The following is a 24,966-nucleotide window of genomic DNA, read 5'->3' on the forward strand; positions in this document are numbered from 1 at the left end:
CACGGTGCCGCATGCAGCCAAGGCTTCCCGAGATGACCACTCTTCGCACACCCCAGAACCCCACCCGCCGCCACCTCCTCGGCGGCGCCCTGTGTTCCAGCCTGGCCTGGCTGCCGGGATGGGGCTGGGCGACGTCCGGCGCGTACCCCACGCGCGCGGTCTCGATGATTGCGGCGTTCGCCGCCGGCGGGCCCAATGACATCGTGGCCCGCTCGGTGGCCGATCCGCTCAAGGACGCCCTGAAGCAATCGGTTCCCGTGGAGAACGTGACCGGGGCCGGCGGGCTGATCGCCACCCGCCGTGTGCTGTCCGCGCCGGCCGACGGCTACACCCTGCTGGCGGGCGCCGCGTACCTCGTCACCGCACCGCACCTGTACAAGTCGGCGAACTTCGATCCGGCCAAGGACCTGGTGCCGGTCTCTCCGCCCATCGAGTCGCTGCTGGTGCTCGTCTCGGCGAACGGTACCGATCTCGGGGCCCTGGTCGAGAACGCCAAGCGCACCGGCAAGCCGATCACCCTCGCCTCACCCGGCGCGGGCACGCTGTCGCACCTGGGCGGCGAGATGCTGAAGCTGGCAACCGGGGCTCCGATGGTCCATGTGCCCTACCGTGGGGTGGGCCCCGCCATCACCGACATCATGGGCGGCCACGCCGACCTGATGATCGACGGCATGTCCTCTTCCCTGCCGCACATCCGCGACGGCCGCCTGAAGGCTTTGGCGGTGCCCGACGACGAGCGCAACCCGCTGCTGCCGCAGGTCCCCACCACCACCGAGCTGGGCCTGCCGTCGGTCAAGGTGCGCGCCTGGAACGCGATCTTCGCCAGGGCCGGCACGCCCCAGCCGGTGCTGGACCTGCTCACCACCGAGGTCACGCGCATCGTCAGGCGCCCCGAGCTGGACGCCGAGCTTCGCAAGCGCGGCCTGGAGCCCAGCAAGCTTTCGGCCGCGGCCTTCCGCGAACGCATGGGCAGCGAGAGCGCGCACTGGAAAAGCGTGGTGCAGAGCGCCCGCATCAGCATCGAGTGAGGGCCGCGCAGGCCAGCCCCACGGCCCACGGCCCACGACCCACGCCTACAGCGTGAGGCTGCCCACGCTGGTGCCGCCGCAGACGTACAGCACCTGGCCGGTCACGAAGCCGTTGGCCGCGTCGACGAAGAACGACACGGCGCGCGCCACGTCACCGGCCTCGCCCACGCGGCGCACCGGGATGCCCTCGGCCACCTTGCGTTCCTGCTCGGCGGTCTTCACCACGTCATGGAACATGTCGGTGCGGATCGGCCCCGGCGCCACCACGTTCACGGTGATGCCCTGCGGCGCCAGCTCCAGGGCCCAGGTGCGGGCCATGCCCAGCATGCCGGCCTTGGTGGCCGAGTAGGCGGTGCGGGTCTGCAGGCCCAGGGCGGCGCGCGAGGACATCAGCACGATGCGCCCGAACTGCCGCGCCTGCATGGCGGGCAAGGCGGCCTGCACCAGCTGCACGGCGCTGGCCACGTGCAACTGCATCAGCGCGTCCAGGTCTTCCAGCCGCGCCTCGGGCAGCAAGGCGGGCCGGATCACGCCGGCGTTGTGGACCAAGGTGGTCACCTCGAAGCGCTGCGCGATGTCGCGCGCGGCCTGGGCCGTGGCCGCGCGATCGGTCAGGTCCACCTCGATGGCGTGCAGGCGCGGGTGCCGCCATTCGCCGGCGCGGCGCGCCAACGAGATGACCTCGTAGTCCTGCGCCAGCAGTTGCTCGCAGATGGCCTTGCCGATGCCGGCGCTGCCGCCGGTCACCAGGGCCACCCGGTTGGGATTGGCGTTCATGCGCTCTCCTCGACCAGGGCCAGCACGCGCAGCGGACTGCCGCTGCCCTTCTGGATCTTCAGCGGCGGGCAGATCAGCACGGCGCCGGCGGGCGGCAGCTGGTCCAGGTTGGCCAGGCACTGCAGGCCGTACTTGCCGGCGCCGTGCATGAAGTAGTGGCAGGGGTAGGGCGGGCGCAGGTGGTAGCCCTGCCCGGCGTCGGTGCCGATGGCCTCGGACCCGAAGCCCAGCACGTTGCGCTGCTCCACCAGGAAGCGCACGGCCTCGCTGCTGGGGCCGGGCGTGTGTTGGCCGGTCTCGTCGAAGTTCTGGTAGGCCTCGGGGTCGGTGCGCTTGGACCAGTCGGTGCGCATCAGCACCCAGGCGCCGGCGGGGATGCGGCCGTGCGCCTGCTCGAAGGCCTCGATGTCGGCGACGGTGAGCAGGTAGTCGGGGTCGGCCGCCGCCTGGGTCGAGCAGTCGATCACGCAGGCCGGCGCCACGAAGTGCTCGGCGGGAATCGTGTCCACCGAGTTGTTCGGCAGGTCGCGCCCCGAAATCCAGTGAACCGGCGCGTCGAAGTGCGTGCCGGTGTGCTCGCCGCAGGAGAAGTTGTTCCAGTACCAGCCCGGCCCGCGTTCGTCATAGCTCGATATTTCCTCGACCCGGAAACCCCAGCACTGCCCCATCTCGGGCGGCAGCGCGATCTGCGGGAAGTCGGGCGTGAGCGTCTGCGTGAGGTCGACCACGCGGATGCGCCGGCTGGCCAGGGCCTGCGCCAGTTCGGTGAGAAGCGATGTCGTCGTTGCCTGCATGTTCATCCTCCGGCCGCGAGTTCGCGCTCGAGCACCTTGGGGTTGTCCTTCCAGCGCTCCAGCCATTCCTGGGCCACCTCGCCGGGGTACACGTCCTCGATGCCCTGCTTCAAGGCATCGACGACCGCCGAGGCGAGCGCGGCGGGCGCCAGCTTGGGGGGCGGCATGTTCTGGTTCCACTCGTCGTCGATCGGCCCCGGGAACACGTTGATCACGCGGATGCCCGCCGGCCGCATCTCGGCGCGCAGGCACTGCGACAGCGACAAGGCCGCCGCCTTCGATGCCGAGAAGGTGCCGTGCGGCGGAAAGTTGGACAGCGCATACACCGACAGCAGGTTGACCCAGGCCGTGGCATGGGTCACGCCGTCGGCCGAGCGCGCGCGCAGGGCCGGGCCGAAGGCCTGGGCCAGGCGCAGCAGGCCGAAGTAGTTGATCTCCATCTCGTGCCGGGCCACGTCGGTGCCGCGCCGCGCGGCGATGCCGAAGCTGCGGTGAACCTCGGCGGTGTTGACCACGATGTCCACCTTGCCGCCGATCTCGCCGGCCAGCTCGCTCACCGAGCGCTCGTTGGTCAGGTCCAGCGGCACCAGGGCCACGGGCTCCATGGCCGTGATGTCCTCCAGGCCGGGCAGCTTCTTCCAGGGTTCGGCATGGCCGACCCAGATCAGGTCGGCGCCGGCCTTGGCCAAGGCCTTGACCATCGCCTGGCCCACGGGGGTCTTGCCATCGGTGACCAGCACCTTGCGGTGCCGGGGGTCGCTCGCCATCTCCCTGAGCATTCGGTCGTCTGCCATGTGTTCGCTCCCGTCGTTCGGAAATCCGATGAGGACCGCCTGCCCGGCGCGGTCGATGCGCGCACCCACGTGCACGCGCTGCGGTGGTGCCGCCACCTCGTCGTGCAGGTGCACGATGACCGTGGGCCCGGCGTCCAGTTGCACTATGCCCAGGCGCCAGGGCAGGCGCTCGCGGAAGAACAGGTCGTTGCTGTGGTGCAGCCGGGTGTCGGCCAGCAAGGTGCCCTGCCCGTCCTGCGGCCGCCATTTCAGCTGCGCCGACAGGCAGCGGTGGCAGGCCTCGCGCGGCGGGTACTGCACGGCCTGGCACTGCTGGCACACCTGCAGCTCGAAGCGGCCCTCGGCCGCCGCCGCGGTCATGCCCAGCGCCACGCGGCCGCGGGCCCAGGGCGGCAGGTTCATCTGCCGCGTGCGCAGGACCGGGTTCTTGCGCTTGGGTTTCATCAGCGGCATGGTCATGAGGCGCTCCCGAGCAGGACCGCGCCCGTGCACAGGCAGCGGTCGTAGGTGACCATGCCGAAGCCGGTGACCAGGCCCAGGCGCGCGTCGGGCACCGCGCGTTCACCGGCCTGTCCGGTGAGCTGGCGAACGGCCTCGGTCACGCCCAGGAACCCCCCGGCGCAGCCGGCCTGCCCGGCCGACAGCTGGCCGCCGCTGGTGTTGTTGGGAAAGCTGCCGTCCCAGGTGAGCGAGTGGCTGCGCACGAAGGCCGGGCCCTCGCCCTTCTCGCAGAAGCCCAGGTCCTCGAACTGGAGCATCACGATCACCGGGTAGTCGTCGTAGGTCTGGATGAAGTCCACCTCGGCCGGGCGTGCGCCGGCCTGCGCGTACAGCTCGTCGCGGTCCACGCGCCAGCCGCCGCGGACCATGATGGGGTCATCCGAATAGGCGTTGTGGCGCTCGATGGCGCCGCGCACCAGCACGTGCGGCAGGTCCAGCTCGCGGGCGCGTGCCTCGGTCATCACCAGGAAGGCCTCGGCGCCGGCGCAGGGCATGACGCAGTCGAACAGGTGGATCGGATCGGAGATCGGCCGTGCCCGCAGGTACTCCTCCATCGTCAGCGGCTTCTTGAACACGGCCAGCGGGTTCTTCAGCGCATTGGCCCGCTGCGCCACCGCGATGCGGCCGAAGTCCTCGCGCGTCGCCCCGTACTGGCGCATGTAGTTGGCGGTGATGAAGGCGAAGATCGAATTGGGCCCGCCCGAGCCATAGGGGTAGCTCGCGTCGCGCGCGAAATAGCTGAAGCCGCCCAGCATCTGCCGGAAGGAATCGACGTGGTTGGTGTCGCCCGCGATGCAGGCCACGATGTCGGCGTCGCCCGCCTGCACCGCGCGGGCGGCGCGGCGCAGCGCCATCACGCCCGAGGCGCCGCCGGTGGGAATGTGGTCCAGCCAGCGCGGCGACACGCCCAGGTGCTGGGTCACGCCCACGGCGGTGTCCGGGCCCAGCGAGAAGCTGCTCACCGTCAGGCCGTCGATCTGCTCCTTGGCGATGCCGGACTCGCGCACCAGCGCCTCCAGCGCCTGGCCGATGAACCAGTGGGCGCCGTGGGTGGAGTGGCGCACGTAGGGCACCGTCACCGGCACCGCCACCGCCACGCCCTCGTAGGAAAGCCGCCTGCTCATGCCTGCCTCTTCTTCATCGCGCGAGTGTCGATGCAATTCGGCTGGCCGGGCAGGCCGCGCGCCAGTTCCCGCAACTGGCCGCGCTGGATCTTCTGCGAGGTGGTCAGCGGCAGCGCATCGACGAAGGCCACGTGGCCCGGCGCCTTGTAGTAGGCCAGCCGCTCCAGCGCGTGCCGCACGATGGAGGCGGCCAGGGCCTCGCGTCGGTTCGCGGCGACCGGTTCGCGGGTGATGACGCAGGCCAGCACCTCGTCGCCGCGCACCGCATCAGGCGTGGCGGCCACGGCGGCGGACTTCACCGCCGGATGCTGGTTCAGCACGCTTTCCACCTCGACCGCCGAGATGTTCTCGCCGCTGCGGCGGATCACGTTCTTCTTGCGATCGACGAAGTACATCAGGCCCTGCTCGTCGCGCCGGGCCATGTCGCCGGTGTGGAACCAGCCGCCGGCCCAGGCCTCTTCGGTGGCCGCCTCGTCCTTGAGGTAGCCCGAAAAGAAGTGGCGACGCGGGTCGGGCCCGCTGGCTCGCACCAGCAGCTCGCCCGGGGTGCCGGCGGGCACGTCCTGGCCTTCGTCGTCGACCAGCCGCACCTCCACGAACGCCTCGGGCTTGCCGAAGCAGCTGGTGCCCACCTGGCGCGGCTCATGGTTGGCCATGATGCAGGCGGCCGCGCCGGTCTCGGTCATGGCCCAGGCCTCGACCAGCGGAAAGCCGAATCGCTCCTCGAACAGGCCGTGGTTCTTCTTGTCGACGCCGGCGCCGAAGCCCCAGCGCACCCGGTGGCCGCGGTCGGCCGGGCCGGCCGGCGCCGACAGCAGCATGGCGGGCATCACGCCCAGGTAGTGGACGATGGTCGCGCCGCTGTCGCGGACGCTGCGCCACCACGAGCTCGGGTGGAAGCGATCGAGCTGCACCAGGCAGCCACCGGCCGTGAGCACCACCATGGTGGAGAAGGCCATCGCGTTCACATGGTTCAGCGGCAGCGGCGTGATGATGCGCTCCTGCCCCGGCCGCACCGAGCACACGCCGTCCAGGCCCGCGTACCACTCGCCGGCGCGCCGGAAGTAGCCGTTGGTGAGGCGGCAGCCCTTGGGCCGCCCGGTGGTGCCCGAGGTGTAGAGCAGCGCGCATTCAGTGCCTTCGTCGGGTGCGGTCCCGGCCAGGGGTGCCGCAACCGGCGCGGCCGGCAGGGTGGCGGCATCCAGCCCGTCCCAGCTGGCCAAGGGACGCTGCACCGCCCGGGCCGCGGCCTCCAGGTCGCCCGCGCGTGCCGGCAGGCTGACCGCCAGGCAGACCTCGCTGTGGTCCACCAGGTACTCCAGCTCGGCGGCGCGCATCTCCGGGTTGATCGGCACCACGCTGGCACCCAGCGCGTTGAGCGCGAACCAGTGGAACAGGAAGGCCGGCCGGTTTTCCAGCAGCAGCCCCACGCGATGCCCGTGGCCGTAGCCCGCCTGGGCATACGCGATGCGCAGCCGCTCGACTTCGGCGGCCGCTTCGCCCCAGGTCACGGATCGCGCCGGAATGCCGTAGACCTGCGCCGTGACCGGGTCGATGAACAGGAACTCGCCACCGGAATCGCGCTCCGCGGTGGTGGTGAAACGCTGATGGACAGTGCTCATGGTCCGGCTCAGTCGAGCTTGATCCCCGCGGCCTTGATCACGGCGCCCAGCTTGACGGCGTCGTCCTTGATGGTCTGCGCGAACTGCTCGGGGCTGCTGGCGACCACGTCCATCCCCACGGCGGCGAGCTTGTCGCGTACGTCGGCCAGCTTGAGGATGCGGGTGATTTCGCCATGGAGCTTGGCGACGACGGCGCGGTCGGTCCCGGCCGGCGCGACGAAGCCGATCCAGGTGACCAGGTCCACCGGCAAGCCGGCTTCGCCCAGCGTCGGCACCTCCGGCAGGGACGGCGAGCGCTTGGCGCTGGTGACCGCCAGCGGCCGAACCTTGCCCGACTTCACGAAGGCCATGGCCGGCCCCAGCGCATCGAAGATCACCGGCACCTGTCCGCCCACCACGTCGGTCATCGCCGGGCCGCTGCCCTTGTAGGGGACGGCGACCATGTTCAGCTTCGCCGCCGACTTGAAGGCCTCGCCGGCAACCTGGGCCGGAAGGGCTCCGTGCGCATAGGCCAGCTTGCTCCCGGGGGCTTTGGCCAGGCTGACCAGGTCATTGACGCTGCGCGCCTGCACCGAGGGATGCACGGCCAGCACCATCGGCATGGTGACCGCAAGCGTCACCGGGGCGAAGCCGTTGATGGGGTCATACGGCAGCCGGGCATACAGGCTCTGGTTCATCGCCAGCGTGGAGTCGATCGGCAGGAACAGCGTGTAGCCGTCCGGCGCGGCGCGCGAGGCCAGCTCGGCTCCGATCACGGTGTTGCCGCCCGGGCGGTTGTCCACGGTGACGGGCACCTTCCAACTCTCGCCCAGCTGGGCCGCCACGGTGCGCGCCACCAGGTCGGTGCCGCCGCCGGGCGGAAAGGGAACGATGATGCGGATCGGCTTGGACGGGTAGCTGTCGGCCTGCGCGAAAGACGGACCGGCCGCCGCCAGGGCGAACAGCATGGACAGCAGCGTGCTCGGGAACTTCATGGTCGCGGACTCCTGGAAAGCTTTCAGATGAACAGCTGCACCGAAGGCAGCGCGGCGTCGGGGTTGAGCAGGTTCACGCGCTTGAGCTGGATGCGCAGCTGGCCCTGCTGGTCGACCAGGTGATGCAGGCAGGTCCCCACGTAGGTCTGCAACTCGTCACCCTGCGATTCGGTGTAGTGGAACTCGGTGCGCAGCACGAAGCGCCCGGCCGCCTCGTCGAAGGCTTCCACCGTGGGCGTCTGCAGCAGGTGGTGGCAGCGGCTGGGCGGCTGCTGCGAGAAGGCGCGCGGGCTCTTCAGGCGCTCGATTCGCAGCTCGCGCAAGAGCTTGTCCTCGTACATGTGCGAGGTGTGGTTCAGGCCATCGGGCTGGTCCGGCACCAGCGGGATCCAGTAGATGGCGTCGTCGGTGAACAGCGCGTTCCAATCGTCGAAGCGCTTGGCGTCGAGCAGGCGCGCCTCGCGCACCACGAAGTCGATCAGGTCCTGGCGTGTCGGCATGGCTGGCTCACTCCGTCATGGTCAGGGTCATGTAGCGCGCCCAGGCGCGGTACTGGTTTCGCATCGAGATTTCGCTGGTGCCGTTGACGGTGAGGTCGGGCTTGCCGATCTCCGCTTCGTCGAAGTCACGGTGCAGGCTGACCCAGTCGTTGCCGCTGGCGCGCAGCCCCTCCTGGATGCCGCGGTAGGCGTGCAGGTCGTCGTGGCCCACCACGGAGAACGGCGAGTTGATCAGGCGGCTGTAGGTGCAGGTGCGTTGCAGCAGCTCGGGCGGCGCGCCCTTGAGGCGGAAGGTCCAGCTCTCCACCAGGGTCTTGTCCACGGCGATGGGGCGGATCACCCGGATCGCCTGGATCGCGCCCTTGATGGTCAGCGTGGGGTAGTACACGGTGTTGTGCCTGGCCAGGCCGATGATGGCGCGTGCGCGATCGTCGCCGTAGGCCTGCTTCATCGCCTCGTCGTACGCCGGGATGGCCGAGTAGTGGCTGTGCAGCGAGAACTTCACGCCCGAGAAGCTGTGGCCGTTGTCGAACACGCGCACGCCCATCTCGTCGAAGAAGGGATAGTCGTTCACGAAGGGCATGAACTGCTCGATGGCCATGGGCTTGGGCGCGTCGGCGGGCTGGTCCTTCCACATGGCCTTGGCCGTGCCCGCCGAGGACTCGTGCGCCACCATGGGGTGCATGGTGTCGTTGAGGTTCTCGATGAACATCTTCCAGTTGCAGGCGTGCACGTAGCGCAGGCAGCCGCCGGCGATCTCCAGCTCGCCCTGCGGCGAGCGGTCGGCCATGTTGTCGATGGAGGAGAGCGAGTCGCCGAAGTAGTCCTCGAAGCTCGGCCCCACCTCGTTGATGCGCGCGAAGATGAAGCCCCGGTACAGGCGCACGTGGCGCAGGGCCACGATGCCCTGCCCGGCCTCGCTGTCCGCCATGGCGGTGCCCTGGTAGCCCTTGCGCAGTGGCACGCCCAGCGTGGTGCCGTCGGTCCGGAAGGTCCAGGCGTGATAGGGGCAGCGGAAGAACTTGCCGGTGTTGCCGCTGGGCGCGGTGACCAGGCGCGAGCCCTTGTGCGCGCAGCGGTTCATCAGCACCCGCACGCTGCCGTCGGTGTGGCGCACCGCGACCAGCGGCCGGTTGGCGACGTCGACGGTGAGGTAGTCGCCCACCTGCGGGATCTGGCTGTCGTGCCCGATGTAGTTCCAGGTATTGGCGAAGAAGTGCTCCTGCTCCAGCTGGAACAGCTCGGGGTCCAGGTACAGGTCGCGGTGCACGCGGTCCGGCTGCACCAGGGCGCGCACGGCTTCGGGGTTGCCTCGGTAACGCATCGTCAATGCCTCCTTCCAGGAATCAGAACGCCGCCTGCCTGGTGCGCGGCTGGCCGGTGATGAGGGCCTGGAGCTTGTCGCCATGCTCGTCGGCCAGGGCTGCCTCGCGCAGCTCGCGCAGCCGCGCCGGCGCCAGCCCGGCGCCCAGCTGGTCCACCTGGCGCATCACCGTCTCGAAGTTGCGCAGCCCGCGCTCGTGGGTGTCGCCGTAGCCCTTGACCAGGCGCTGGCACTGGGCGATCTCCAGCGCGAGCTGCGGGTGCGTTGCCGCCGCCGCTTCGATGCGGCGCAGCCATTGTTCGATGCGGGCGTCTTCCGCCTGGAAGCGCAGGCTGGCCCGGCGCCAGCGCCGCATGCCCGACAGCGTGTACAGCAGCAGGAAGCCCGACAGCGAGCTGGTCTGGACGACGCGGCCCCTGTGCGTGAAACGCTCGACCAGGCGGCGTGGCCAGCCCGAGCCGGCCAGCCAGCGGCCCAGGCCCGCCGGCAGCGTGTCGCAGATCTCCTGCAGGCGCGGGTGCATGTATTCGTTGATGGCCAGCAGCTGGTCGCCCTGGGCGCGAACCTCCTGGCCGACGCGCTGGAAGCGGCTGGCGCGGGTCTTGAGGTCGGCCACGCGGATGGTGTCTTCGTAGGCCATCCACAGCGCCAGGTGGCGAGCGGTTTCGGCCAGCAGCGGCGCGTCGGCGCCGGCCTGGCGCTGCAGACGCCGCAGGCGGTCGAGGTAGGTGCTGCCGTAGGCCGTGTCCTGGTAGTCGACCACACGGCGCAGGCCTTCCAGCACGATCGGCCGGGCCGACGCCGGGAAGCCATCGAGCTGGGCGAGCAGCGAACGCACGGCCGGATCGGATGCCTCGCGGGCCGGCGCGATCGCTTCGGCGCCCGGGGGCTGCGCGTCAGCCTCGGCGCCAGCGCCCCGCTGCGTGCGATCGAAGGCGGCACCGAAGGCCTTGAGGCTGGCCTTCACGCCCACGCCGCCGCGCTCGATGGTCCCTTCGAACTGCGCCCGGCTGAACGGCAGTTCGCCGGAGCCGGCCAGCGCGCCGAACAGCACGGCGCTGATCACGCTGCCGTTCTCCTCGGCCATGCGGGCCATGTCGAAGTGCAGGAATCGCCGGGCGGCCGCCTGTCCGTGCGCCAGCAGGTTGGCGCTGTCGGCGCGGCCATCGGCCATGGCGGTCTTCTCGGCGATGCTGTAGACGCGATGGGTGGAGGCGATCAACGTCGTGCGATCGGGCGTGACCAGCCCGCGCTGCACGGCGCGGCCCGCCTCCATCAGCTCGGAGGCCAGCACCACGTCCACGTCGCCCGGCAGCGGCATCAGCGCCAGCACCGGGTGGCCGCCGTCGCGCTCGGCCACCGCGCGCGGGTACAGCTCGACGTAGTAGATGGTGGCGCCGGTGCGCTGCGCGACGCCGGGCACCGAGGTGGTCTGCGCGAGGTAGCCGTTGGCTTCGCCGAGGTCGACGATCCAGTCGGCCAGCACGCCGCCGCCTTCGCCGCCCATGGCGAGGATGGCGATCTTGATGGGTTGGGACGGGCTCATGGCGTTCAGAAGGCGAGTGCTTCGCGCCGGCGTGCGGAGCGGCGCTGCAGCGCGCCGATGACGGCGCTGCTCACGCGCTGCTTCAGCCGGTCCCAGCGGGTCGGGTTGGTGACGATCTGCGCCCGGTAGAACGAGGGGCACAGCACGGCCGCATGCGAGACCTCGCCGCACAGGCCGCAGCCCACGCACGAATCGATGACCGAGGCCACGGGGTCGCTGCGCAACGGATCGGGGTTGGGCTTGACGGTGAGCGAGGGGCAGCCGGACAGGCGGATGCACGAGTGGTCGCCGGTGCAGGTGTCGGGATCGACGCCGAAGCGCTCTCGCACCACGCGCTTGCCTTCGGCCGCGGCCTTGCGCGCCAGCGGCTTCTCGCGCCGCTGCTTGTTCAGCATGCACTCGGACTGCGCGATCAGCACCTTGGGGCCCTTCTCGCGCGTGGTGAGCGCCTCGCGCAGGGCGTCGCGCATGCCGGCCACGTCATAGGTGCGGCGGATGGCCTTGACCCAGGTCACGCCCACGCCGCGCACCGCCTGCTCGATGGCGTGGCCCGTGCTGCGCGTGGGGTTCTGCGCGGTGGACGACAGGATGTCCTGGCCGCCGGTGGCCGAGGTGTAGCTGTTGTCCACCACGATGGTGAGGTTGTCGCTGCGGTTGAAGACGGCGTTGGCGATGCCGCTGGTCAGGCCGTTGTGCCAGAAACCGCCATCGCCCATGACGCTGATGGCGCGCTTGTCGGCCGCCACGTTCAGCGCCGCCGCACCGGCCGCGCCCAGGCCGTAGCCCATGGTGGTGTTGCCCAGGTTGAACGGCGGCAGGATGGAGAACAGGTGGCAGCCGATGTCGGCGCTGACGTGGTGCGGCCCCAGTTCGCGCTCGACCAGTTTCATGGCGGTGAAGATGGGACGCTCAGGGCAGCCGGTGCAGAAGCCGGGCGGGCGGCCATGCACGCTGTCGGCCAGCGGCTTGAGCGGGATGACCTTGTGCCCGGCGGCGGTCGGCTTCGGCTCGGCGGCCAAGGGCTCGATGCGCCCGTAGCGCTCCATGAAGGCGCGCGCGCCCTTGAGCATTTCGGCAGCGGTGTACTCGCCGGCCAGGGGCAGCAGGTCCTTGCCGTGCAGCGCCGTGGTGCTGCCGTGCTGGCGCAGGACGTGCGCGATGTTCTGCTCGATGAAGTTGGGCTGCCCCTCCTCCACCATCAGCACCGCGCGCTTGCCCTCGCAGAAGCGCAGCACTTCGTTGTCGAGGACCGGGTAGGCCACGTTCATCACGTACAGCGGGATGCGGCTGTTGCCGTACACGTCGGCCAATCCCAGGCGCTCCAGCACGCGCAGCAGCGTGTTGTAGCTGCCCCCCTGGACGATGATGCCGATGTCGTCGCCGCCCTCGGCGAAGAACTCGTTGAGGCCGTGCTGCCCGATGTAGCGCACCGCGGCCGGCCAGCGCTGGCGCACTTTTTCCTGCTCGTGCAGGAAGCTCGCCGGCGGCAGGACGATGCGGTCCACGTCGCGCCGCGGATGCTCCATGGCCTGCTTGATGCTGAAGGCAGCCCGGCGGTTGTCCTCGGCCACGAACTCGCCGTGCACGTGGCAGGCCCGGATGCGAAGTTGCAGCATGACCGGCGTGTGGCTGGCCTCTGACAGCTCGAACCCCTGCTTCACCGCCTTCACGATGCTCGGCAGGTCGGGCCGGGGATCGAGCAGCCAGATCTGGCTCTTCATGGCGAAGGCGTGGCTGCGCTCCTGCATGATGGACGAGCCTTCGCCGTAGTCCTCGCCCACCACGATGAGGGCGCCACCGGTCACGCCGCCGGAGGCCAGGTTGGCCAGGGCATCGGAAGCCACGTTGGTGCCTACCGTGGACTTGAACGTCACGGCGCCGCGCAGCGGGTAATTGACCGAGGCCGCCAGGGTGGCCGCGGCCGTGGCCTCGCTGGCGCTGTTCTCGAAGCGGATGCCGTGTTCGGCCAGGATGTCCTGGGCATCGGCCAGCACGTCCATCAGGTGCGAGATGGGCGCGCCCTGGTAGCCGGCCACGTACGACACGCCCGACTCCAGCAAGGCCTTGGTGACGGCCAGGATGCCCTCGCCGCGGAACACCTCGCCGGCGCCCAGCCTGAGCTTCCCGACCTCTTCGACGAACGAACGCTCAGCCATGCCCCGGACCCCCGATTTGATTCAGCCGCGAATATATGAAAAGTAATGTGTGTGGAATATAGGGGGCGACCCGGGTGGCCGTCAAGACACCCCTCGCGATGTATGCGGAATCAACTACCGAGGCTTAAACTGCCGGGCTGGAACGCGAGCTTCCACGCACCCCGTCGCTTCTCCCCAGGTCCACCCGAATCCACCGCATGTCCGTGATCCCAGCCAGCAAGCGTCGCAAGGCGGCCCCGAGCCCGGCGCATTTCGTCGACGACTACCTGCCGGCCCTGCTGGCCCAGGCCAGCCACCTGATCTCGGGCGAGTTCCACCGCGTGGTGACGCAGAAAGGCTTCACCGTGTCCGAGTGGCGGGTCCTCGCCACCCTGGCGGGCCGCCGGCAGATGAGCATCGGGCAGCTGGCGCGCATGACGGTGATGAAGCAGCCCACGCTCACGCGGGTGCTCGACCGCATGGAAGCGCGGGGCGACGTGCAGCGCCTGCCGCACGAGACCGACCGGCGGATCACGCTGGTGACCATCACGCGCTCCGGCGAACGGCTGGTGGCCGGGCTGATCGAGCTGGCGCAGGAACACGAGCGCCGCGTGCTCGAGCCCTTCGGCCTGGGACGCTCCGCCGAGCTGAAGACGACGCTCAAGCAGATGATCGAGATGCACCAGCTTGCCGCGGGCGAAGAGAGCTCCGGCGAGGACGACGACGCCTGAAGCACGCGCCATGAAGCCGAGCAAGGAGCACACCCCCGGCCATCGCGGCCCGGAGCCCACCCGGCCGGCCGCGCGCGCCAACCCTTCCAACATCAACTTCAAGTTGAGGCAGCTGTCGCTGCTCACGGCGCTGGCCGAGACCGGCACCTTGCGCGCGGCGGCCGAGCGCATCAGCGTGTCGCAGCCCGGCGCGACACGGCTGCTGCACGAACTGGAGGAGATGCTGGGCGTGAAGCTGTTCGACCGCGTGAAAGGACGCATGGTGGTGACGGCGGCCGGCGAGACCATGATCGCCCACGCCAGTGCGCTGCAAAGCGGCATGCTGCTGGCCTACACCGAGACCGCCGAGGCGGCCAGGGGCAACGCCGGGCAGCTGCGGCTGGGCGTCTTCAGCTCGCTGGATCCCGAACTGCTGGCCGAGAGCCTGCTGCGGCTGCGCGAGGATGCGCCGCAGGTGAAGGTCACGGTGGCCGAGGCGCCCATGGAGTTCCTGATCAGCGCCCTGCGCCGGTTCGAGCTCGATGCCGTGGTCGGCCGCGTGCACGGCGCGGGCAGCGAGGAAGACCTGCGCTACGAAATGCTCTACAACGAGTCGTTCTCCATCGTCTCGGGCGTGGACCACCCCATCGCCCGCGGCGGTCGCGCCGTGGAGCTGCCCGAGCTGCTGCAGTGCCAGTGGGTGCTGGCGCCGCCCGACTCGCCGCTGCGCCAGCGCATCGACAGCCAGCTGCTGGCGAAGTTCGGGGCCAAGCCCCGGGGCACGGTGGAGACCCGCTCGCTGCTCGCCCACCTCACGCTGCTGGCCCGCAGCCACGACGTCGGCGTGCTTCCCCACGGCCTGGCGCGCTTCCTGGAAAAGCAGGGGCAGCTTCGCATCCTGGTGCCGTCCATCGGCGGCATCGAGGGGCTGGTGACCTTCATCACCCGCACGCACAGCCCGCCGCGGCCCTCGCTGCTGATGCTCAAGCAGGCCCTGCAGAAGAACCTGCATCGCTAGGGCCCAGGCTCCTTCCCGATCCGTTTCCCGGATCGGCGCTTTCGTTTTCGTGAGTTTTCCGAGGCCGCGCGTCTTCCTAGACTGCCGCGCATGAATGTCACGACACGGTTGCAGGCGGATGTGGTGGTCGTCGGGGCGGGCTCCGCCGGCTGCGCGATCGCCGGCCGGCTGTCGGAGGATCCGAACCTGCAGGTGGTGCTGGTCGAGGCCGGCGGTGCCGACCGCAATCCCTGGATCCATGTGCCCATCGGCTACTTCAAGACCATCGGCAGCGATGCCACCGACTGGCGCTTCCTCACCGAACCCGAGAAGGAACTGGCGGGCCGGCGCATCGCCTGGCCGCGCGGCAAGGTGCTGGGCGGCTCCAGTTCGATCAACGGCATGCTGTACGTGCGCGGGCACGCCGCCGACTACGACGGCTGGCGCGACGCGGGCAACACCGGCTGGGGGTGGTCGGACGTGCTCCCCTTCTTCCGCAAGGCCGAATCGCAGTGCCGCGGCGCCGACGACTGGCACGGCGCCGACGGGCCGCTGACCGTCTCGGACATCGCGCCCGACCCGCTGTCGGACGCCTTCGTGCAGGCCATGGCGCAGCACGGCGTGCGCACCCAGCCCGATTTCAACCGGGGCGACAGCGAAGGCGCCGGTTACTTCCAGATGACCACGCGCAAGGGGCGCCGCCAGAGCGCGGCCCGCGCCTACCTGGCGCCGGCACGCCACCGGCGCAACCTGCGCATCGTCACCGGCGCCACGGTGTCGCGCGTCGAGATCGCGGGCGGCCGCGCCGTGGCCGTGGAATGCACGGCCGGGATCGAGCGCTTCCGGGTGGGCGCCCGGCGCGAGGTCGTCGTGGCCTGCGGCGCCCTGCAATCGCCGGTGCTGCTGCAGCGTTCGGGCATCGGCCCCGGCGGTTTGCTGCAGTCGATGGGCATTGCCGTCCTGCGCGACCTGCCCGGCGTGGGCGCGAACCTGCAAGACCACCTGCAGGTGCGGCTGGTCCTGCGCTGCAACCGGCCGCTGACCTTGAACGACCTTTACCACCGGCCCCTCAGGCGCCTGTCCGCGGGCTGGACCTACCTGACCCGCCGCAGCGGCCCGCTGGTGACCGGCATCCATCCCGCCGGCGCCTTCGTGCGGGTGCATCCCCTGGCCCAGCGGCCCGACGTGCAGATCCATTTCGCGCTGGTGAGCTTCGAGCGGCTGGGCGGCCCCCTGGACCGCTTCAGCGGGTTCAGCCTCTCGGCCTGCGTGCTGTACCCGCACAGCCGGGGGAGCATCCGCATCGCCAGCCCCGACCCTGCCACGCCCGCCCACATGCGCGCCGGCTACCTGGACGACGAGCGCGACCGCGACCTGATCGTGCGCTCCGTGCCCTGGATGCGCCAGGTGGCTGCGCAGCCGGCATTGGCCAGGCTGGTGGCCGAGGAAGTGCGGCCCGGCCCGGCCTGCGCCACGCCCGAACAGGTCCTGGCCTACGTGCGCCAGACGGCTTTCAGCGTGCACCACCAGGCCGGCACCTGCGCCATGGGCCGGGGCGCGCAGGCGGTGGTGGACGAGCGGCTGCGGGTGCACGGCGTCGACGGGCTGCGGGTGGCCGACGCATCCATCATGCCGACGCTGGTCGGCGGCAACACCAACGCGCCCAGCATCATGATCGGCGAGAAGGCCGCCGACCTGATCCGGGCCGACCTGAAAGGCGCGGCATGAGCGGGACCGACCCTTCGTTCGACGGCGTGATCGGCGACACCTGGCGCGAGTCCAGGCCTTCCTGGCTGCCGCCCCGGCAACGCAGCGCCTCGCCCAACGTGGTGTTCATCGTGCTGGACGACGTGGGCTACGCCGACCTCGGCTGCTATGGCTCGGAGATCCGCACCCCGCACATCGACGCGATGGCCGCACGGGGGCTGCAGTACAACAACTTCCACGTCACCTCGATGTGCTCGCCCACCCGGGCCTGCCTGCTCACCGGCCGCAACGCGCACGCCGTGGGCATGGGCTTCCTGGCCGACTTCGACAGCGGCTATCCGGGCTATCGCGGGCACGTCAGCACGCATGCCGCCACGCTGGCCGAGATGCTGCGCGACCACGGCTTCAGCACCCTGGCGGCCGGCAAGTGGCACCTCACGCCGGCGGCCGAGATCTCGCATGGCGGGCCGTTTCGCCACTGGCCCACCGAACGCGGCTTCGACCGCTGGTTCGGCTTCCAGGGGGCGCTGGCCGACCAGTGGCACCCGGACCTGTACGAGGACAAGTGCCCCCTGCCGCCGGCCGCCGGCGGCGGCAAGCACCTGTCCGAGCAGTTGGTGGACCGCGCATCCCGCTACCTGGTGGACCACCGGGTCGCCCACACCGGATCGCCCTTCTTCCTGTACCTGGCCTTCGGGGCCGCCCACTGGCCGCACCAGGTGCCCGCCGGTGCCATCGAGCACTACCGGGGCCGCTACGACCGCGGCTGGGACGTGCTGCGCCGGCAGCGTTTCGAGCGGCAGCTGGAGCTGGGCATCGTGCCGCCCGGCACGCGCCTGCCGCCGTCCAACCCGGGCGTGCCGGCCTGGGACTCGCTCACGGCGGACGAGCGCACGGTGTGCGCGCGCTTCATGGAAACCTACGCGGCCTTCGTCGAGCACACGGACGAACAGATCGGGCGGCTGCGCGCCCAGCTGGAGCGCCTGGACCTGGCGCAGGACACGCTGGTGGTGCTGCTGTCCGACAACGGCGCCAGCCCCGAGGGCGGGCGGATCGGCACGGTGAACACGCGCAAGCACTTCTTCTACGAGCCCGAGCCGGTGGCCGAGCCGCTGGCGCTGGCCGATCGCATGGGCGGCGAGGACAGCTTCAGCCACTACCCGGTGGGCTGGGCGCAGGCGAGCAACACGCCGCTCAAGTGGTACAAGACCCACACCCACGGCGGCGGGGTGCGGGCGCCCCTGGTCGTGGACTGGCCCGCCGGGATCCGCAGGCCGGGGCTGCGCACCCAGTTCCACCACGTGACGGACATCGTGCCGACGGTGCTGGAGATCGCCGGCCTGGGCGCACCCGCCGTGTACCGCGGCACGCCCCAGCTGCCGATCCAGGGCACCAGCCTGCGCTACACCTTCGACGAGCCGCAGGCACCCACCCGCAAGCCCAGTCAGTACTTCGAGCTGCTGGGAAACCGCGGCATCTGGCAGGACGGCTGGAAGGCGCTCACGCACCATGTCGCCGGCACCCGCTTCGAGGATGACGTGTGGGAGCTGTACCACCTCGACCGCGACTTCTCCGAATGCGTCGACCTGGCCCGCGAGCAGCCCGAGCGCCTGGCCGCCCTGCGGCAGCTGTTCGAGCGCGAGGCCCGCGCACATTCCGTGCTGCCGCTGGACGACCGCCTGTTCGAGCGCATCGCGGCCCGGATGCAATCGGCGCCCACCGAGTACCTCTACTACCCGGGCATGAGCCGCACCGATCGCCTGCGCAGCCCCAACCTCACCGGCCGCTCGCATCGCTTCACCGCCGACGTGGAACTCGATGGCCCGCGAACGCAAGGCGTGCTGCTGTGCGCGGGCACCGCCTTCTGCGGCTACACCTGGTTCGTCCGCGACGGGCGGCTGGTGCACGAATACGTCTTCAGCCCGGGGGTGCACGAGCACATCGAAGCCGTGTTGCCGCCGAAGCCCGCACGGGTGCGGCTGGCCTACGAGTTCCGCAAGACCGGACCCACGTCGGGCGAGACCACGCTCAGCATCGATGGCCAGGTGCTGGCCACCGGGCGCATCTCGCGCACCTGGCCCAGCCGCGCCCTCAACACCGGCATGCTGTGCGGCCGCGACGCGGGCACCCGCAAGAGCCCCGACTACGAACCTCCGTTCGCCTTCACCGGCGTGCTGCACGAAGTGCGCGTGCACCTGGGGGACGACCTCGAAGGGGATCCGTATGCGCACTACCGCTCCTATCGCACCGGTGATGAAGATTGACCCCCCCGAAGCGGCCTATCGGCCGCCTCCCCCCAGGGGGCGCAACCAGCGGCCCGGCGAAGCCGGTTCCGCGGTGGCCGCTGGAAGGGCCTGCCGCTGCGCGGCGGCCTGGCCGGCCGCACCTCAGGGGGCGCAACCAGCGGCCCGGCAAAGCCGGTTCCGCGGTTGCCGCTGGTGGGGCCTACCGCTACGCGGTGGCCTGGCCGGCCGCACCCCAGGGGGTGCAACCAGCGGCCCGGCGAAGCCGGTTCCGCGGTGGCCGCTGGAAGGGCCTGCCGCTGCGCGGCGGCTGGCGACAGCCCCTCTTGCGCGGCCATCAGCTTCCCAGATCGCTGCTTCCGTTTTCGTGACTGGGCGCGGGGGCGGCGCCTTTCTACACTGCCTCGAACCTTGAGCCGGAGAGATCCATGTCCAATCGCAGAGCTTTCGTGACGGCCGGAGTTGGCATTCTTGCGTGGGGGCTGGCGCCGCACCGGGCGCGGGCGCAGTCCCGCACCGGTCGCATCCTGGTGGGGGCGCCGCCGGGCTCGCAGCTGGACATCGTCGCGCGGCTGCTGGCCGAGCAGATGCGCGAGGGGGCCGAGCCGAGCTTCATCGTCGACAACAAACCCGGTGCGACGGGCCGCATCGCCATCGCGCAGCTGAAGGCATCGGCGCCCGACGGCCAAACCCTGCTGATCGTGCCTTCGGGCTGGCTCACCACCATCCCGCATATGCGCAAGAGCAATCCGTACGACGCGATGACCGACTTCACGCCGGTCGCCAAGCTGTGCTCGTTCGACTTCGCGCTGGCGGTGGGGCCGGCCACCCCGGCCAAGTCCCTGCCGGAGTTCGTCGCCTGGGCCAAGGCCCATCCGAAGCAGGCCAACCTGTCCGTTCCCATTCCCGGGGGCACGCTGGAACTGCTGGCACGCACCTTTTCCCGCAACGCCTCGCTGCAGGCGGAGGTGGTGGCCTACAAAGGCGGCGGCGGCGATTTCCGCGGCGACATCATCGCGGGACGCGTGCCGGCGGGGCTGGCGCTGCTGAGTGATTTCGGGGCCGAACACCAGGCCGGGCGGGTCCGGGTGGTGGCCACCACCGGCACCACGCGCTCGCCGGTCGTGCCCGGGGTGCCCACGTTCCGCGAACTGGGCTTCCCCGACCTGGTGGCGCGCGAGTGGTTCGGCATCGTCGGGCCCGCCGGCATGCCGGCCGCGGTGCGGGACCGCCTGGCCGCCAAGGTGGAAACGGCGCTGCAGTCGCCGGCCCTGGCCGACCGCCTCACGCGCATGGGACTCGAGCCGACGCCGCAGTCGGGCGCCGCCTTCGACCAGGACATCCAGGAGGAGTACCGGCGCTGGCGCGAGACCGTGCGCCAGGTCGGCTTCGAGCCCATCGAGTGATGTCGAGCGCACCCACGAGCGAGCCGCTGTCGTGCGTGGCGGGCCAGTGGCGTCGGGGCGGTGGAGACGAGTTCGCCGTGTCCGACCCGGCGCGGGCGGAAGTCGTCGCCACCTATCGCGGCGCCGATGCCAGCGATGCGGCGCAAGCCCTGGACGCCGCCAGCCAGGCCTTTGCGGGCTGGAGCCGGCAGGTTCCCGCCGAACGATCCGCGCTGCTGCGGCGCACGGCCGGGCTGCTGCGCGAACGCACGGCCCAGATCGCGGCGCTGCTCACGCTGGAGGAAGGCAAGCCCCTGCCGGAGGCACGCCGCGAGATGGCCGTGGCGGCCGACGCGCTGGAGTGGTTCGCCGAGGAAGGCCGCCGCGCCTATGGCCGCTCCATCCCCTCGCCCATGGCGGGCGTGCAGATCCAGACCGAGCTCGTGCCACTGGGCGTGGTGGCCGCCTTCACACCCTGGAACTTCCCGGTGATGCTGTCGGCGATCAAGGCCGCCGCGGCCCTGGCCGCCGGGTGCTGCGTGCTGCTCAAGCCGGCGGAAGAAACCCCGCTGGCGGTCTGCGAGCTGGCCAGGGCCTTCGTCGATGCGGGCCTGCCGGCGGGCGCGCTGCAACTGCTGCTGGGCAGCGGCGCCGAACTGTCGGCCGCGCTGTTGCCCGATCCGCGCCTGGCCAAGATCTCTTTCACCGGCTCCACCGGCGCGGGACGGGCGGTGGCCGAACTCGCGGGCCGGCACCTGAAGCCCTGCACGCTGGAGCTGGGCGGCCATGCACCGGCCATCGTGTGCGAGGACGCCGACGTGCAGCAGGCGGTGTCGGCCCTGGCCGCGATCAAGTTCCGCAATGCCGGGCAGGTCTGCGCCAATGCCTCGCGCTTCTTCGTGCACGAGTCGGTGCTGAAACCGTTCACCGACGCCATGGGCGAGGTGGTGGCGGGCCTGCGCGTGGGTCCGGGCGACGCCGAAGCCACCCAGATGGGGCCGCTGGCCAACGCGCGGCGGCAGGCGGCGGTCGCGGCGCTGGCCGAGGACGCGGTGGGCGCCGGCGCCCGGGTGGCGCGGGCGAGTGGCCGGCCTTCGGGGAAGGGATGGTTCCATCCGGCGATGCTGCTGGTCGACGTGCCGGACCACGCCCGGGTGATGCGCGAAGAGCCGTTCGGCCCCTTGCTGCCGGTCACGACTTTCCGATCGCTGGACGAGGCGATCGCGCGCGCCAACGCACTGCCCGTGGGCCTGACCGCCTTCGGCTTCACCCGGTCGCTGGCCTGCGCCCGGCGACTGGGCAGCGAGTTGCGCGCGGGCTCGGTCGCCATCAACACCACCCAGCTGATGTGGCCGGAGGCGCCTTTCGGCGGCGTGGCCGAAAGCGGCTGGGGCCGCGAGAACGGCGCCGAAGGGCTGCTGGAATTCGTGTCGGCGCGCACCCGCGTCGTGGCCTGATCGGGCGGCCGCCCGGGTGGGTTCGCGTCAGTAGAAATCGCGGCTGCGCTTCTTATCCCCCAGCCTTCCCAGCCAGCCGGTGAGGTCTTCCACCCGCCGCGCCACCAGGTGCCGCACCCGGCCGCCGCTGCCCGGGTCGCGCTGCCACACGCCCTCCACCGCCAGCAGGCGTGAGCGCAGCAGCTCGTCGCGCTGGCGTTCGACCAGGTCGCTCCAGACGATGAGGTTGAGGATGCCGGTTTCGTCTTCCAGCGTGACGAACATCACCCCCTTGGCCGTGGGCGGGCGCTGGCGCATGGTGACGATGCCGCAGGCGCGCGCGCGGCGGCCGTCGGGCAGCTGGTTGATCCAGGCCGAGTTGCGCCAGCCGGCCGCGTCGAGCCGGGGCCGCAGCAGCGCCAGGGGATGGCGGCGCAGGGTGAGGCCGGTGGCGGCGTAGTCGAAGACGATGTCCTCGCCCTCCTCGCCCGGCGGCAGCACCAGCAGGTCTTCCTGGATGGGAGCGTCCTTCAACAGGCCCGGCGCCCGCCGCGCGCCGGTGGCGGCCCAGACCTGCTGGCGGCGGTGCCCGGCCAGGCCGGACAGCGCGTCGGCCGCTGCCAGCAGGCCCATGTCCTTGCGGTCGAGCGCGGCGCGCAGGGCCAGGTCTTCCACGTCCTCGAAGGGCCGCTCGGCGCGGGCCGCCTCGATGCGCCCTGCGCCCTTGGCGCTCAGCCCCCCCACCAGGCGCAGGCCCAGGCGCACCGCCGGCTGCAGCGTGTTGCCACGGCCGTCGATCGGCTCGTCGGCCTCGCGCGCATGGCCGGGCGCTTCCAGGGTGCAGTCCCAGTCGCTGGCGGTGACGTCCACCGGGCGCACCTCGACCCCGTGGCGCTGGGCGTCCTGGATCAGTTGCGAGGGCGGGTAGAAGCCCATGGGCTGCGAGTTGAGCATGCCCGCCAGGAAGCACGCCGGCTCGTGGCACTTGAACCAGCTGCTGAAGTACACCAGCAGCGCGAAGCTGGCGGCGTGGCTCTCGGGGAAGCCGTATTCGCCGAAGCCCTCGATCTGCTTGAAGATGCCCTCGGCGAAGTCGAGTGGATAACCGCGCTCCACCATGCCCTCGACCAGCGGCTGCTTGAAGCGGTGCACGCCGCCCTTGCGCGACCAGGCCGCCATGGAGCGGCGCAGCGCGTCGGCCTGGTCGGCGCTGAAGCCGGCGGCCACCATGGCCAGCTGCATCACCTGCTCCTGGAAGATGGGCACGCCCAGGGTGCGCCCCAGCGGCAGGGCCAGTTCGTCCTTCACGTAGTGGATGTCGCCGCCCCGGCGCTGGCGCTCCCGCGCCTTCAGGTAGGGATGCACCATGCCGCCCTGGATCGGGCCCGGGCGCACGATGGCCACCTGCACCACCAGGTCGTAATAACGGCGCGGCCGCAGGCGCGGCAGCATGGCCATCTGCGCCCGGCTCTCGATCTGGAACACGCCGATCGAGTCAGCCCGGCACAGCATGTCGTAGACGCGCGGATCTTCCTCGGGGATGTGCTGCAGGTGCCACGTCTCATCACCTTGGCGCCCGCGCCAGGCGTTGGCCAGGTGCAGGCAGCGGCGCAGCGCGCTGAGCATGCCCAGGGCCAGCACGTCGACCTTGAGCAGGCCCATGGCTTCCAGGTCGTCTTTTTCCCACTGGATGATGGATCGATCGGGCATGGCGGCGTTCTCCACCGGCACCAGCCGGGTGAGGCGGTCCTGCGTGAGGACGAAGCCGCCCACGTGCTGGCTGAGGTGGCGCGGAAATCCGCGCAGCTGCCGGGCGAGCGAGAGCCAGAGCTGGATGCGCTGGGGCGATTCGGCGCCGGTGGCGAAGGCCTGCTCGCGGAAGTCGTGCTCGAACCAGTGGTGGTCCTTGGCCACGGCGTCGATCAGCTCGTCGGCGATGCCCAGCGCCTTGCCGGCGTCGCGGATGGCCATGCGGGTGCGATAGCGCACCACCACCGCGGCGATGGCGGCGCGCTCGCGGCCGTACTTGCGGTAGATGTACTGGATGACCTCTTCGCGCCGCTGGTGCTCGAAATCGACGTCGATGTCGGGCGCCTCGTGCCGCTCCATGCTGATGAAGCGCTCGAACAGCATGCGGGTGCGCTCGGGCGAGACCTCGGTGATGTGCAGGCAATAGCACACCAGCGAGTTGGCCGAAGAGCCCCGGCCCTGGCACAGGATGCCCTGGCTGCGGGCGAAGCGCACGATGTCCTCCACGGTGAGGAAGAACATCTCGTAGTGCTTGGCCCGGATGATGCGCAGCTCCTTGGCCAGCTGCGCCCGGTGTTCGGGCGCCAGGCCCTGTGGATAGCGCCGCCGCGCGCCGCGCAGGGTGAGGCGCGCGAGCATGCCGATGGGCGTGAGGCCGGGGCGCACGGTCTCCAGCGGGTAGTTGTACTGGATGGATTCGAGCGAGAAGCGGCAGCGCGCCGCCACCGCCTGCGTGGCGGCCAGCAACTCGGGCGGATGAAGCTGCGCCAGCCGGCTGCGGTAGCGCAGGTAGCGCTGCGCGTTGGCCTGCAGGGCGAAGCCGCACGCGGACACCGGCTTGCCCTCGCGCACGGCGGTGATCACGTCGTGCAGGGTCTTGCGCGAGCGCCGGTGCATGAGCACGCCGCCGGTGGCCACCAGCGGCGTGCCGCATTGCGCGCCGGCCTGCTGCAGCAGCGACAGCCACAGCTCGTCGCCCAGCTCGCCGGGCAGCTCCACCCCCAGCCACAGGCGTTCGCCCAGGTGCCGGCGGGCGCGCTGCAGGTGCGCCACCAAGGCCGGCAGGTCGAAGGCGTCGGCGGCCCCGCGGTCGGGCACCCAGATGCGCTCGCAGCCGGCCAGCAGCGACCAGTCGCTGCCCTCCCAGCTCACCACGTACTCGCCCTTGCCGGCCTGGCGGCGGGCGGCGCTGATGAACTCGCACAGGTCGCCCCAGCCGAAGGTGTTGCGCGCCAGGGCGACCACGGTGCCGCCGGGCAGGCGGAATTCGCTGCCGAAGATCAACTTGAAAGGCCGCACGCGCGGGCTGCCGTCCTCGGCCTGCAGGCGGGCGGCTTCCTTCAGGTGCTCCTTGAGGGCCACGTGGGCCTGCACCACGCCGGCCACGGAACATTCGTCGGTGAGGGCCAGGGCCGAGTAGCCCAGGTTGTAGGCGCGCTGCACCAGCTCGTGCGGATGCGAGCCGCCGCGCTGGAAGCTGAAGTTGCTCAGGGCGTGCAGCTCGGCATACGCCGGCAGGTTCTCGGCCTCGGGCGCGGTGACGCTCGGCTCCTCGTCGTCGCCGTCGAACAGGCCGATCTCGCGCCAGGGGGTGAGGGGTTTGTCAGGCATGGGGGCGAG

General features: G+C 70.9%; 18 protein-coding genes. 7 read left to right on the forward strand and 11 right to left on the reverse strand.

Features of this window, described 5'->3' with window-relative positions; translation table 11 throughout:
- Nucleotides 1-32 precede the first annotated feature (32 nt).
- On the forward strand, nt 33-1,028 hold the full coding sequence (locus JI739_RS02570) for a Bug family tripartite tricarboxylate transporter substrate binding protein (protein WP_201682270.1): 996 nt from the start codon (nt 33-35) through the stop codon (nt 1,026-1,028).
- A 45-nt stretch (nt 1,029-1,073) separates the two neighbouring features.
- Here JI739_RS02570 and JI739_RS02575 read toward each other — a convergent pair whose 3' ends face one another.
- The 10 genes from JI739_RS02575 to JI739_RS02620 are packed head-to-tail and all read right to left on the reverse strand — an operon-like array spanning nt 1,074 to nt 13,140.
- Nucleotides 1,074-1,805 carry an SDR family NAD(P)-dependent oxidoreductase gene (locus JI739_RS02575; RefSeq protein WP_201682271.1) on the reverse strand — a complete coding sequence of 244 codons (732 nt, stop codon included), beginning with the start codon at nt 1,803-1,805 and terminating at the stop codon, nt 1,074-1,076.
- Complete coding sequence (locus JI739_RS02580) at nt 1,802-2,599, reverse strand: cyclase family protein (RefSeq protein ID WP_236589029.1); 798 nt, start codon at nt 2,597-2,599, stop codon at nt 1,802-1,804. The genes JI739_RS02575 and JI739_RS02580 overlap by 4 nt, the downstream gene beginning before the upstream one ends.
- Nucleotides 2,600-2,601: 2 nt before the next feature.
- Nucleotides 2,602-3,852, reverse strand: coding sequence for an SDR family oxidoreductase (locus JI739_RS02585; protein ID WP_201682273.1), 1,251 nt, complete (start codon nt 3,850-3,852; stop codon nt 2,602-2,604).
- Complete coding sequence (locus tag JI739_RS02590) at nt 3,849-5,018, reverse strand: thiolase family protein (RefSeq protein WP_201682274.1); 1,170 nt, start codon at nt 5,016-5,018, stop codon at nt 3,849-3,851. The genes JI739_RS02585 and JI739_RS02590 overlap by 4 nt, the downstream gene beginning before the upstream one ends.
- Nucleotides 5,015-6,640 (reverse strand): AMP-binding protein, encoded by a 1,626-nt coding sequence (locus tag JI739_RS02595; RefSeq protein ID WP_201682275.1) that lies wholly within the window; start codon nt 6,638-6,640, stop codon nt 5,015-5,017. The genes JI739_RS02590 and JI739_RS02595 overlap by 4 nt, the downstream gene beginning before the upstream one ends.
- Nucleotides 6,641-6,648: 8 nt before the next feature.
- On the reverse strand, nt 6,649-7,614 hold the full coding sequence (locus tag JI739_RS02600; protein ID WP_236589030.1) for a Bug family tripartite tricarboxylate transporter substrate binding protein: 966 nt from the start codon (nt 7,612-7,614) through the stop codon (nt 6,649-6,651).
- 23 nt (nt 7,615-7,637) lie between these two features.
- Nucleotides 7,638-8,114: an aromatic-ring-hydroxylating dioxygenase subunit beta gene (locus JI739_RS02605; RefSeq protein WP_201682276.1), complete on the reverse strand. Its 477-nt coding sequence runs from the start codon at nt 8,112-8,114 to the stop codon at nt 7,638-7,640.
- A 7-nt stretch (nt 8,115-8,121) separates the two neighbouring features.
- Nucleotides 8,122-9,438 carry an aromatic ring-hydroxylating dioxygenase subunit alpha gene (locus JI739_RS02610; RefSeq protein ID WP_201682277.1) on the reverse strand — a complete coding sequence of 439 codons (1,317 nt, stop codon included), beginning with the start codon at nt 9,436-9,438 and terminating at the stop codon, nt 8,122-8,124.
- A 22-nt stretch (nt 9,439-9,460) separates the two neighbouring features.
- Entirely contained in the window at nt 9,461-10,984 is a 1,524-nt protein-coding gene (locus tag JI739_RS02615; protein ID WP_201682278.1) for an indolepyruvate oxidoreductase subunit beta family protein, read from the reverse strand.
- Between the two features lie 5 nt (nt 10,985-10,989).
- The gene (locus JI739_RS02620; RefSeq protein ID WP_201682279.1) at nt 10,990-13,140 is read right to left on the reverse strand and encodes a thiamine pyrophosphate-dependent enzyme; all 2,151 of its coding nucleotides are present in this window, start codon (nt 13,138-13,140) and stop codon (nt 10,990-10,992) included.
- A gap of 197 nt (nt 13,141-13,337) precedes the next feature.
- Between JI739_RS02620 and JI739_RS02625 the strand changes: the two genes are divergently transcribed.
- From JI739_RS02625 to JI739_RS02650, 6 genes are all read left to right on the forward strand, one after another.
- A complete protein-coding gene (locus tag JI739_RS02625) occupies nt 13,338-13,850 on the forward strand; it encodes a MarR family winged helix-turn-helix transcriptional regulator (protein WP_201682280.1) in 513 nt (170 codons plus the stop codon).
- 10 nt (nt 13,851-13,860) lie between these two features.
- Nucleotides 13,861-14,847 (forward strand): LysR family transcriptional regulator, encoded by a 987-nt coding sequence (locus tag JI739_RS02630; RefSeq protein ID WP_201682281.1) that lies wholly within the window; start codon nt 13,861-13,863, stop codon nt 14,845-14,847.
- Between the two features lie 90 nt (nt 14,848-14,937).
- Complete coding sequence (locus JI739_RS02635; protein ID WP_201682282.1) at nt 14,938-16,554, forward strand: GMC family oxidoreductase; 1,617 nt, start codon at nt 14,938-14,940, stop codon at nt 16,552-16,554.
- A complete protein-coding gene (locus tag JI739_RS02640) occupies nt 16,551-18,797 on the forward strand; it encodes an arylsulfatase (protein WP_201682283.1) in 2,247 nt (748 codons plus the stop codon). The genes JI739_RS02635 and JI739_RS02640 overlap by 4 nt, the downstream gene beginning before the upstream one ends.
- Before the next feature lie 407 nt (nt 18,798-19,204).
- Nucleotides 19,205-20,182 carry a Bug family tripartite tricarboxylate transporter substrate binding protein gene (locus tag JI739_RS02645; RefSeq protein ID WP_201682284.1) on the forward strand — a complete coding sequence of 326 codons (978 nt, stop codon included), beginning with the start codon at nt 19,205-19,207 and terminating at the stop codon, nt 20,180-20,182.
- On the forward strand, nt 20,182-21,618 hold the full coding sequence (locus JI739_RS02650) for an aldehyde dehydrogenase family protein (protein ID WP_201682285.1): 1,437 nt from the start codon (nt 20,182-20,184) through the stop codon (nt 21,616-21,618). The genes JI739_RS02645 and JI739_RS02650 overlap by 1 nt, the downstream gene beginning before the upstream one ends.
- Before the next feature lie 27 nt (nt 21,619-21,645).
- Here JI739_RS02650 and JI739_RS02655 read toward each other — a convergent pair whose 3' ends face one another.
- Entirely contained in the window at nt 21,646-24,957 is a 3,312-nt protein-coding gene (locus JI739_RS02655; RefSeq protein ID WP_201682286.1) for an error-prone DNA polymerase, read from the reverse strand.
- Nucleotides 24,958-24,966: the final 9 nt, after the last annotated feature.

Source organism: Ramlibacter aurantiacus, from assembly GCF_016722895.1.
In the GTDB taxonomy this organism is placed as follows: Bacteria; Pseudomonadota; Gammaproteobacteria; order Burkholderiales; family Burkholderiaceae_C; genus Ramlibacter; species Ramlibacter aurantiacus.

Excerpts from the sequence above, each read along its gene's own strand:
- JI739_RS02570 (WP_201682270.1), top strand. The coding sequence starts at position 33 with ATGACCACTCTTCGCACACCCCAGAACCCCACCCGCCGCCACCTCCTC.
- JI739_RS02575 (WP_201682271.1), bottom strand. The coding sequence starts at position 1,805 with ATGAACGCCAATCCCAACCGGGTGGCCCTGGTGACCGGCGGCAGCGCC.
- JI739_RS02580 (WP_236589029.1), bottom strand. The coding sequence starts at position 2,599 with ATGCAGGCAACGACGACATCGCTTCTCACCGAACTGGCGCAGGCCCTG.
- JI739_RS02585 (WP_201682273.1), bottom strand. The coding sequence starts at position 3,852 with ATGACCATGCCGCTGATGAAACCCAAGCGCAAGAACCCGGTCCTGCGC.
- JI739_RS02590 (WP_201682274.1), bottom strand. The coding sequence starts at position 5,018 with ATGAGCAGGCGGCTTTCCTACGAGGGCGTGGCGGTGGCGGTGCCGGTG.
- JI739_RS02595 (WP_201682275.1), bottom strand. The coding sequence starts at position 6,640 with ATGAGCACTGTCCATCAGCGTTTCACCACCACCGCGGAGCGCGATTCC.
- JI739_RS02600 (WP_236589030.1), bottom strand. The coding sequence starts at position 7,614 with ATGAAGTTCCCGAGCACGCTGCTGTCCATGCTGTTCGCCCTGGCGGCG.
- JI739_RS02605 (WP_201682276.1), bottom strand. The coding sequence starts at position 8,114 with ATGCCGACACGCCAGGACCTGATCGACTTCGTGGTGCGCGAGGCGCGC.
- JI739_RS02610 (WP_201682277.1), bottom strand. The coding sequence starts at position 9,438 with ATGCGTTACCGAGGCAACCCCGAAGCCGTGCGCGCCCTGGTGCAGCCG.
- JI739_RS02615 (WP_201682278.1), bottom strand. The coding sequence starts at position 10,984 with ATGAGCCCGTCCCAACCCATCAAGATCGCCATCCTCGCCATGGGCGGC.
- JI739_RS02620 (WP_201682279.1), bottom strand. The coding sequence starts at position 13,140 with ATGGCTGAGCGTTCGTTCGTCGAAGAGGTCGGGAAGCTCAGGCTGGGC.
- JI739_RS02625 (WP_201682280.1), top strand. The coding sequence starts at position 13,338 with ATGTCCGTGATCCCAGCCAGCAAGCGTCGCAAGGCGGCCCCGAGCCCG.
- JI739_RS02630 (WP_201682281.1), top strand. The coding sequence starts at position 13,861 with ATGAAGCCGAGCAAGGAGCACACCCCCGGCCATCGCGGCCCGGAGCCC.
- JI739_RS02635 (WP_201682282.1), top strand. The coding sequence starts at position 14,938 with ATGAATGTCACGACACGGTTGCAGGCGGATGTGGTGGTCGTCGGGGCG.
- JI739_RS02640 (WP_201682283.1), top strand. The coding sequence starts at position 16,551 with ATGAGCGGGACCGACCCTTCGTTCGACGGCGTGATCGGCGACACCTGG.
- JI739_RS02645 (WP_201682284.1), top strand. The coding sequence starts at position 19,205 with ATGTCCAATCGCAGAGCTTTCGTGACGGCCGGAGTTGGCATTCTTGCG.
- JI739_RS02650 (WP_201682285.1), top strand. The coding sequence starts at position 20,182 with ATGTCGAGCGCACCCACGAGCGAGCCGCTGTCGTGCGTGGCGGGCCAG.
- JI739_RS02655 (WP_201682286.1), bottom strand. The coding sequence starts at position 24,957 with ATGCCTGACAAACCCCTCACCCCCTGGCGCGAGATCGGCCTGTTCGAC.